Genomic DNA, 9,580 nt, shown 5'->3' on the forward strand with positions numbered 1-9,580 from the left:
CAACTGATCACCCCTGGCTACGAGCAAGATATTCTTGAAGGGATCACCCGTGATAGTGTGATCACGCTGGCGAAAGCGATGGGATTAACGGTGATTGAGCGACCGGTGGATAAGTCGGAATTGTTCATTGCGGATGAGGTGTTTTTAAGTGGAACGGCGGCGAAAATCACCCCCGTTAAACAGATCGAAAACTACCATCTCCCCCAAGAGAAACCGATCACGTCCCAACTCCGCGATAAACTCACGGCTATCACTGAAAACCGCGATCCAGACTATGCTGATTGGGTCTATACAGTGTCTCTTGATTAAGTGCGATCGCTCAAGGTCAGGGGAGGACTAGGATCGTGGTGTATCGTCGGGACTATCTGGCGGTTCACCGAGATCTACTGTGGCGTAAATGTCGGCTAACGGTGCGTTCATGTCAATGCTTTGGAATTGGGCGATCGCATCTTCGCCCTGATAACTTTCCAGCACCCACAGATTATTTTCGGCACGGCGAAAGACATCCACTAAATAGTCTTGGCTACTGATTAAGACGTACTCCTGCAAGCTTGGCAAGGTGCGATAATCTTGAAATTTTTTGCCGCGATCGTAGGCTTCAGTAGATTCCGATAACACTTCAATAATGAGCTTTGGCCCAGTAATATAGGTGAGGGATGGATCATCATCTGAATCGCAGGTGACGGTTAAATCAGGATAAAAAAATTGTTTACCCTCGGCTAATTTCACTTTCATATCTGCGAAATTAGGTTCGACAACTGGAACCCTGTAAACGATTTCGCAAGAGTAGATAAACATTACCGCTAATAATGTTGTGAAATCCGCCTGTACCCGCCATGGCGTAGACTTCGCCATTGATGTATTCGTGTTTGATGGGGCTGTGGCGTTCCTGTGCGAGGTAGTCTTCTGGTGTGAGGTAATGGGGGGATTGAGCGGCGATCATCCGTATGTTCTCCCGTTTTTTTCCTACTTTAACGGATTTGTTTTACAGGAGAAACGCCCAGGGAGCTAGAGACGACGGCGGAGGCGATCGAGGGCGTGGCAGGCGCTCATGTGGCGAATGGTGGCGCGATCGCGCTCTTGGCCGAATCGATAGTCAAAAATCTCCACCGTGCCATCGGGATGGGCGAGGCCGATATACACCAGCCCTACGGGTTTCTGGGCTGTGCCGCCACCGGGCCCCGCCACGCCGGTAATACTGATCCCCCAATCACTGCCCAGTAACGCCTTCACCCCTAATGCCATCTGTTTGGCGACGGGTTCGCTGACTGCGCCTTGGTGGATCAACACTTCCGGACTGACCCCCAGTTGGGTTTCTTTGACACGGTTAGCGTAGGCGATGATGCCGCCGAGGAAATAGCTCGAACTGCCGGGATTGTCGGTGAACATCGCCCCTAAACCGCCACCCGTGCAGGATTCGGCAACGGCCACGGTTTGGCAGCGATCGCTCAATAACGCCCCCACAGTCGAAGCGAGGGTTGCCTCGTCCGTGCCAAAATAGTCTTCCCCTGCGAGGGTGCGAATCTGAGCCGCCACGGGTTCGATCAAGGCGATCGCCTCCGCTTCCGACTCTGCCCGGGCCGAGACCCGCAGCCGCACTTCCCCGTTGGCGGCGTAGGGGGCCACCGTGGGGTTTTGGAGGTCAAATAATTCCGTAACCTTGGTGGCGAGGGTGGATTCACCCACGCCCCAAAAGCGCAGCACCTGAGAATGAATAATCTGCTGGCCCCAGCCTTGGGACTGCAAAAACGGCACAGCGGTATCCTGCCACATCCGATAAAGTTCTGAGGGCACACCGGGAAAGGTGAGAATGGTTAACCCCGGTTTGGGTTGCCAAATCATGCCGGGAGCCGTGCCGGTGGGGTTGGGCAGCACCGCCGCCCCTGCGGGGAGGAGGGCTTGTTTGCTGTTGTTGGGGGTCATCTGCCGCCGCCGCTGGGCAAACTTTTCGGTGATGTCCTGGAGAATTTCGGGCCGTTCGGTGAGGGGGGTTTGGAAAAATTGGGCGATCGCTGCCGTGGTGAGATCATCGGGAGTCGGGCCCAGGCCACCGGTAAAAATGAGCAGGGAGGAGCGAGCGATCGCCACATCCATCACCTGATGAATCCGTTCAACATTGTCCCCCACCACATTCTGAAAATAATGGGGCACACCCAACCGGGCAAACTCCGCCGCTAAAAACCGCGCATTGCCATTGAGGATTTCCCCCAACAGCAACTCCGTCCCCACACATATAATTTCTGCACTCATAATTAAATCTAGGATCTACCCCTAATTGCTGACATTACTACCACTGCGCCGCCACACTTGCCAGCCCGCATAGGCCAGAAGCATCGTCGCCCCGATTGCATAGGCAGCCCCGCTCGGAATCCCCGAAAACGCGAGGGCCAAACTCCCCACCCAGAGAGTCAACGCATAGATAAACAACACCGTCAGCCGTTGGGAAATCCCTGCATCGAGCAGCCGGTGGTGAAGGTGGCGTTTATCGGCAAGAAAGGGGGATTTGCCTTGCCAGACGCGGGAAATAATCACCGCTGACATATCTAAAATTGGCACGGCGAGGATGAGATAAGGCAGCAAAACTGCCGTGACTGCCGTGGTTTTCACCAAGCCAATCACCCCCACCCCCGCCAGGGTAAACCCCATAAAATACGATCCCCCATCCCCCATGAAGATTTGAGCAGGGTTGAAGTTGTAGCGTAAAAAGCCTAAGGCTCCACCGGCCAGGGCTGCGGCCAAAAGAGCAGCACCGGGTTGATCCATAAACAGGGTGACGATCAACATCACCACAGCGGCAATCCCGGAAACGCCGGCAGCTAATCCATCTAACCCGTCAATCCAGTTGATCGCGTTGGCCATGCCCACGAGCCAGATCACCGTAATCGGGAGACTGAGCCAGCCAATGTGCATGACGAGATTGTCAAAGGGCATGGAGAGAAATTCAATTTTGACCCCGATCTGCCAAGAGATGATCGCGATCGCCACCTGCATCGCCAACCGTGACATGGGGCTTAGATTAAACAAATCATCCGCCAAGCCAATCAGAAAAAAGCCGACGCTCCCAAAGGCCACCCCCCAAATCCCGGCCTGTTCTGGGGCCGAGAGTCCTTCAAACCCCCCCAGTCCCCAGACAATCAGCACCGCGATCAGGGTGCTCGCAAAAATAGACACCCCCCCCAAGCGGACAATGGGTTGGCGATGGACTTTGCGCTCGTTGGGGTGATCAACGTGGCCGCTTTTGAGTCCCAGTGTTTTGACCACAGGGGTGCTCCAGAGGACAACGATGGCGGAGACGAGAAAGGCAATGAGATGGTAAAGATGGAAAGACATCAAGTCAGGGGCCTAACCGGAGAGATCAGCTAAAATCTACACTAAATTGCCGCCTACGCCTAGCGTGATCCCCCTCAACCTCCCAAATCTCAGGGGATGATCGGGGGTTCCCCTGAGCCTGTGGATTTTGGGTTGAGGGGCCTAGGCGAGGGCGGGGGTAGGCATGCGCAGGTGGGGATAGAGGGGGAAGCGATCGCACAATGCCCCCACCCGTTGGCGACAATCGGCGGCCACCGTTGCATCATCGGGGTTGAGGAGGCGATCGGCGAGGATGTTGGCGATTTCGGTGAATTCCGTCGTCCCCATGCCCCGCGTGGTCATGGCGGGCGAACCTAAGCGCAGGCCGCTGGTAACAAATGGTGATTCAGGGTCAAAGGGCACGGTGTTTTTGTTGGCGGTAATCCGGACACCGCTCACCAGTTGATCCGCCACTTTCCCCGTCATGCCAATCGAGCGCAGATCAACGAGAATGAGATGATTGTCCGTGCCGTTGGAAACGATTTTGAAGCCGCGATCAACCAAGCTTTGGCCGAGGGTTTGGGCGTTGGTGATCACTTGAGCGGAATAGGTTTTAAATTCGGGTTTGAGGGCTTCCCCAAAGGCCACAGCCTTGGCCGCGATCACATGCTCTAAGGGGCCGCCTTGAGTGCCGGGAAAAACAGACTTGTTGAGTTTTTTGCCCAGTTCTCCATCGCGGCAGAGGATTAGGCCACCCCGTGGGCCGCGTAGGGTTTTGTGGGTGGTGGTGGTGACCACATCGCAGTAGGGGACGGGGTTGGGGTGGAGTCCGGCAGCGACGAGGCCCGCGATGTGGGCGATGTCGGCCATTAGGTAGGCTCCGACGGCATCGGCGATTTCCCGGAATTTGGCGAAGTCGATGGTGCGGGGATAGGCGGAGTAGCCGCAGATGATTAGTTTGGGTTTTTCCCGTTGGGCGATCGCTAAAATTTCGTCATAATCGAGGGTTTCCGTGGCTTGGCTCACGCCGTATTGCACCACTTCAAACCATTTCCCCGACACATTCACCGGGGAGCCGTGGGTTAAGTGCCCGCCGTGGGACAAGTCCATCCCCATGATTTTGTCGCCGGGTTCGAGGAGGGTTAGGAAAACAGCGAAATTGGCCTGAGCGCCGGAGTGGGGTTGAACGTTGGCCATGGCGGCCCCGAAGAGTTCTTTGGCGCGATCGATGGCCAGTTGTTCGGCTTGGTCAACGAATTCGCAGCCGCCGTAGTAGCGTTTTTTCGGCAGACCTTCGGCGTATTTGTTGGTGAGGGGGGAACCCTGGGCGGCCATGACGGCGGCGGAGGTGAAGTTTTCGCTGGCGATCAGTTCGAGGTGATCCCGTTGGCGTTGGAGTTCTTGGTTAATGATCGCGGCGATCGCGGGATCAGTTTCCACTAAAAATTCCAGATCAGTATTAGCCATAAGAGATAAAAATTTTTAGGTATAGCGCAGGGATTTTTTATGATAACGCTGTTTCGGATTGGGGGATAGTCCATCGCAACGCAGATCCCATCCGTGAAGCTTGGTAGCAATGACAGCGGATCGCCCCAGAAATTCGCTTAAAATTAAAGGTAAGACGAGGGAGCAATGCCCTAGGCGTGGCTGTTGTCAGCGCTTCCTGATTGTGGAGGGGACTATGCTTGTGATTATGACCGAGACCCAAATTCTTTCACCTCAACAGGTGTGCCAAGGCTGCTTGTTAGCGGATCAACAGGGGCGACCTCGTTGGCACCATGGCAAGCTTGGCTGTGCGTTGGTGAGTTGCGCCAAGACTGGAGCGGAATGCAGCGATCGCACCCCCGCCGGATATTACGAATGCCAAATGGGGTTTCGACTCACCAACATTGATCCGGTAGATGCCTAGGATAACCCAGTGCGTTATGGTTAGGAAGGTTTTTCTTGGGAGACGAGCGGGATGAATTGGCGTGGCGCAACGACACGACAAGACCGGATTTTTGCGGCTTTGGTGTATTTGATTCCCATCCTAGAAGTGGCGATGTTGGGCTTTTTCCTGGCGAGTTTGTTTCCGCCCTTGGGATTGTTGTTGATCGGGCTGACCCCCTTGATGCAGGTTTATTTTTTCAATGTGGGGGGGTTGCCCCTTGTGGAGTTGGGCCTCTTTTTTGGGCTGTTCATCTTGGTTGTGCGGAATTCCCAGGTGTCCCATTTTCTGCGGTTCAATACGGTGCAAGCCATCCTCCTGTCGATTTTTACCTTTCTCTGTCGGTTGGTGCTGGATGTATTGGAGCTATCCAGCGGCTTGAGTGCGCCGTTGCTGCGTCCGACGGGAGCGAATCCAACGGCATGGTTAGGGGGCGGCCTGGAAAGTCTGCTGTTTTTGGCGGTGCTGACGGCGGCGATTTTTGCGATCGCACAATCCCTCCGGGGGCAATATGCAGACTTACCGATCATTTCCGAAGCCGCCTACAACCAAGTGCGCTACTAATCCCCCTCCCCTTAGATTAACGCCACCTTAACGACGCTTCGGGGCGAGGGGACTCCAGAAAAACCCCTCAAACCAGCCCCGCCGCCAGAAAAAGATCGTTAAACAGAGCGCGATCGCCCCCATCACCCCCCAGCAAGCCGCATAGCCCCACCGCCATCCCAACTCCGGCATATTTTCAAAATTCATCCCATAGACCCCCACAATAAACGTCAGGGGAATAAAGATCGTTGAGATAATCGTCAGCAGATTCACCACCTCCGACATCCGGTTACTCATCGCCGACATATAAATTTCCGTCAAACTCGCGGACAATTCTCGATAGGTTTCGACAATATCCAGCAACTGGATCACATGGTCATAACAATCGCGGAGATACACCTCCACATCCTGACTAATCAGGCCGTAATGTTCGCGAATCAGGCTATTAATCACCGTCCGCTGCGGCCAAATCGAACGCCGCAGGGCCAACAGTTCCCGCCGAATATCATAAATTTTCTCTAGGGTTTTACGGGTGGGATTGGCCACCACCTCATCTTCGAGGCTGTCGATCCGTTCGCCGTAGTCTTCCAAGACCGGGAAAAACCCATCAATAATCGCATCGAGCAGGATATAGGCGAGATAGTCCGGGCCCGCTTGGCGAATTTTGCCGCGACCGTTTTGGATGCGATCGCGCGCCGGTTGAAAACAGTCCCGCGTCGGTTCCTCCTGGAATGTCAGCAAATAATGCTCCCCCAAGACAAACCCCACCTGCTCAATAAAAAACCCCTCCTCATCCGGTGTCGGCAACACCATCTGCACCACAATCAAGAGGTGATCGTTATAGTCCTCCACCTTCGGCCGCTGGGGCACATTCACCACATCTTCGAGCAGCAACGGATGGAGATGGCAAATATACCCCACCCGCTTCAGCACATCCTCACTGCCCAACCCCCGCACATCAATCCACGACACCGACGGCGTTTTTAAATAGGCTTGGCAGGTTTCCGGGGAAACATCGGGGTGGCGGGTGGCGTGTTCCGGGCTGTAGTCAATCAGCACCAGTTCCGACGGAATACCATCGGGATCAATCGTGAGCGTTCCTGGTTCGCTGCCGGGTGGATCAAAGTAATAGTCAAAATAATCATCTTCGGGATCATCCTCGTCAGGTTCGGGTATCCACTGGGTAGGGGTCTGACTCATGCGGAATTATGGGATCGAAGGGACAATTAGGGAGGTTCTTTCCAGCCTACCGGATTGAGCCTCAGGCACGAAATCTAGGCCAGGGGAGGAGCGGGCCCATTGAGCCAGAAACCGTCAGAGTCAGGGGGCGATCGCAGTCATTCGAGATCAAGATCGAGGGGGACTTTTTGGCCCAGGGTATAGCCATTCTGTTGAATCAAGGCCTTGATATCTTTCACCCGTTTACCGGGCGCGGGATGACTGGCCAGGAATTGAACATTGGCCCCCGGTGTTTCCGCGAGGCGGGCGAAAAAGTCCGTCGCTCCGGCCACATGGCCATAGGTGCGATCGAGCAACGTCAGGCCAAATTCATCGGCTTGGGTTTCCTGGGTTTGGGAAAAGCGGGATGATCCCACTTGGTTGAGAATCCGGCCCGAGAGGGATTGGAGGGCGCTGGCATCTCCGAGGAAAATGGCGATCGCCAACCGTAACGTCATCTCCCGCCCCAAGCCCCGCAAATGATCCCGATTCGCAAAATGCCCCAACTCATGCCCCAGCACCATCATCAACTCATTTTCCGACTCCATCTCTGCCAACAATCCCTGATACACCAAAATCACATCCCCCGGCACTGCCGCCGCATTCACCGTTTCGTCAGGAATATACAGGAGTTGATAGTCATGCACCGCCGCCTGTTCCGGGGGTAACTCTGCTTCGAGGCGATCGAGCAAGTCATTTAACCGATCCTGCGTCGTTGAATCCTCTGCCTCGGCCTCCAAGGCCGGAATTATCCACCGCCCTAACTGCCGTTCTGCCTCTGGGGGAATCATCCCAATTAACCCCCCCACCAATAGATTCAGCAGCCACACCACCACTAAAAACGCCCCCACAAACAGGGCCAATAGGCTCAATAACTCGCGTTTACGGGGGGGAGCATTGCGATCGTCAGTCATCAGTCCATCGGGATACAGCATCATCCCTTCAATGCTACACAGAGACCAGCACAACGCCCATCCATTCGTCATAATCTTCAGTCTGTGTTAACCATTACCCTGCCTCCCACCGCTTCCCCCGTGCTCAATCTCATCATCTGAGTTCCCGAAAAGTCATCAAACCACCGTGAAGAATCCGATCACAGCACAAATTTCTGTAGCACCAATCAAAACGGTTCGGACATTGGAAAACTCTGGCACAAGGGGTTTAGGACGCTTGCCTGTTCTTGAAAATTTTTCTACTACTATCAGCCATGAGATCTTGCCTTGAGCGTCACAAGTGTACGACAGAGATCTTTCGGGTTTTAGGTGTCTTGCGGTGCTCAGTGTTGGGGGACTTGGGATTAATTTATGGAGAGAATACTGTGTGATGCGGAATAATATGCGGGCTTTTCGTGGGTTTGTGGGTGTGACTTGGATGATGGTCTTTTTATCGGGTTTATTCTTATTGGTGAATCCGGACGGTTTTACCCTTCAAGACCTCAGAAACAACATCTTTGCGATCAAAAATGATACAAAGGTTAAGGTTAAGGTTAAGATTAATCCAGAAGCATTGAGATATAACAAACTGGGTTGGTCTCATGCCGGGCAAGGACAGTATGAACAGGCGATCGCACAATACAGCCGGGCAATTCAGATCGATGCCAACTATAGTGATGCGTATATTAATCGGGCCTGGATGTACTTTGAAACAGAGCAGTATGATTTAGCGATCGCTGACTATAGCCGCGTCCTTCAGATTGATCCTGACCACGTAGAAGCCTATAACCTCCGGGGTTGGTCTTATGCCGCAAAAGAAGACTATGACTTAGCGATCGCCAACTACAGCCGTGCGATCGCGCTCGATGATCGCTATGTTGCCTCTCATAATAACCGAGGCATTGCCTACCAAGCAAAAGGCGACTATGGCGCAGCCCTGAAAAACTACAATCGCGCCATTCAAATCAAAAAAAATCATTTACCCGCCTACTACAATCGCGGCAGACTCTACGCCGAACAAGAACAGTATGATCAAGCCATTCAAGACTATGATTTTGTCCTTCAGCTTGATCCAAATGATGTTTGGGCGTACAAAAATCGAGGCTGGGCCTACTTTAATCTCGGCCAGTATGACCAAGCCATTCAAGATTATGATCAAGCCATTCAACTTGATCCCAATGATGAGTGGACTTACCTAAATCGGGGCTGGGCTTACTCTAACAAAGGAAACTATCAGCAAGCCATTCAAGAGTATGATCGCACCCTTCAGCTTGATCCAAATGATGTTTGGGCGTATAACAATCGAGGCTGGGCCTACTTTAATCTCGGCCAGTATGACCAAGCCATTCAAGATTACGATCGCGCCCTCACCCTCGACCCAACCAACCAAAACGCCCAAATCAATCGTACCCTCGCCATTCAAAAACGCGATGGTTCATAACCCGGTAATGAGGGTGACAAAGGTCGGCTACTGGTTGGCTGACAAAATTAGCCAGATCCCGGAAAGCCCTCACCCTAGCCCTCTCCCTAGGTAGGGCTGATTCATTGTAGTGAGAGTAAAACCTCCTCCAGCCGATTGGCAAAAAATCGCTTCGCATTGGCAATGGATTTCAGCCCTATCCGGCGAGCCGCAGTGATTAAGAAATTGCGAATCGTTGAGTAATTAGCCGCA

The 9,580-nt window shown here is 53.5% G+C and carries 9 protein-coding genes and 1 pseudogene; 4 read left to right on the plus strand and 6 right to left on the minus strand.

Going from position 1 to position 9,580, the window contains the following annotated elements; all coding sequences use genetic code 11:
• On the plus strand, nt 1-309 hold a 309-nt coding region (locus tag PN477_RS15005; RefSeq protein ID WP_272147387.1), incomplete at its 5' end, for an aminotransferase class IV.
• Nucleotides 310-336: 27 nt separating this feature from the next.
• On the opposite strand, the pseudogene PN477_RS15010 reads toward PN477_RS15005, so the two are convergent.
• The 4 genes and pseudogenes from PN477_RS15010 to glyA form a co-directional block, all read right to left on the minus strand.
• Nucleotides 337-943, minus strand: a pseudogene (locus PN477_RS15010) (Uma2 family endonuclease).
• 65 nt (nt 944-1,008) lie between these two features.
• Nucleotides 1,009-2,250, minus strand: a complete 1,242-nt coding sequence (locus tag PN477_RS15020) for a competence/damage-inducible protein A (protein WP_272115539.1) — start codon at nt 2,248-2,250, stop codon at nt 1,009-1,011.
• A 21-nt stretch (nt 2,251-2,271) separates the two neighbouring features.
• Nucleotides 2,272-3,330 (minus strand): glycosyltransferase family 4 protein, encoded by a 1,059-nt coding sequence (locus PN477_RS15025; RefSeq protein ID WP_072620924.1) that lies wholly within the window; start codon nt 3,328-3,330, stop codon nt 2,272-2,274.
• A 141-nt stretch (nt 3,331-3,471) separates the two neighbouring features.
• On the minus strand, nt 3,472-4,755 hold the full coding sequence (gene glyA, locus PN477_RS15030) for a serine hydroxymethyltransferase (RefSeq protein ID WP_334310550.1): 1,284 nt from the start codon (nt 4,753-4,755) through the stop codon (nt 3,472-3,474).
• 214 nt (nt 4,756-4,969) lie between these two features.
• Between glyA and PN477_RS15035 the strand changes: the two genes are divergently transcribed.
• Both PN477_RS15035 and PN477_RS15040 read left to right on the plus strand, forming a co-directional pair.
• A complete protein-coding gene (locus PN477_RS15035; RefSeq protein ID WP_272147388.1) occupies nt 4,970-5,197 on the plus strand; it encodes a hypothetical protein in 228 nt (75 codons plus the stop codon).
• A 51-nt stretch (nt 5,198-5,248) separates the two neighbouring features.
• Nucleotides 5,249-5,779: a Tic20 family protein gene (locus PN477_RS15040; protein WP_272115544.1), complete on the plus strand. Its 531-nt coding sequence runs from the start codon at nt 5,249-5,251 to the stop codon at nt 5,777-5,779.
• A gap of 27 nt (nt 5,780-5,806) precedes the next feature.
• On the opposite strand, the gene corA is transcribed toward PN477_RS15040, so the two are convergent.
• Together corA and PN477_RS15050 are read right to left on the minus strand one after the other, a co-directional pair.
• Nucleotides 5,807-6,958 carry a magnesium/cobalt transporter CorA gene (gene corA / locus PN477_RS15045; RefSeq protein WP_272115546.1) on the minus strand — a complete coding sequence of 384 codons (1,152 nt, stop codon included), beginning with the start codon at nt 6,956-6,958 and terminating at the stop codon, nt 5,807-5,809.
• A 137-nt stretch (nt 6,959-7,095) separates the two neighbouring features.
• Nucleotides 7,096-7,962 (minus strand): M48 family metallopeptidase, encoded by an 867-nt coding sequence (locus tag PN477_RS15050; RefSeq protein ID WP_272115548.1) that lies wholly within the window; start codon nt 7,960-7,962, stop codon nt 7,096-7,098.
• A 337-nt stretch (nt 7,963-8,299) separates the two neighbouring features.
• Here PN477_RS15050 and PN477_RS15055 point away from each other — a divergent pair, with 337 nt between their 5' ends.
• Nucleotides 8,300-9,349 carry a tetratricopeptide repeat protein gene (locus tag PN477_RS15055; RefSeq protein ID WP_272147390.1) on the plus strand — a complete coding sequence of 350 codons (1,050 nt, stop codon included), beginning with the start codon at nt 8,300-8,302 and terminating at the stop codon, nt 9,347-9,349.
• Nucleotides 9,350-9,580 lie beyond the last annotated feature (231 nt).

Source organism: Spirulina subsalsa CS-330 (assembly GCF_028330765.1).
Taxonomy (GTDB): domain Bacteria; phylum Cyanobacteriota; class Cyanobacteriia; order Cyanobacteriales; family Spirulinaceae; genus Spirulina; species Spirulina subsalsa_A.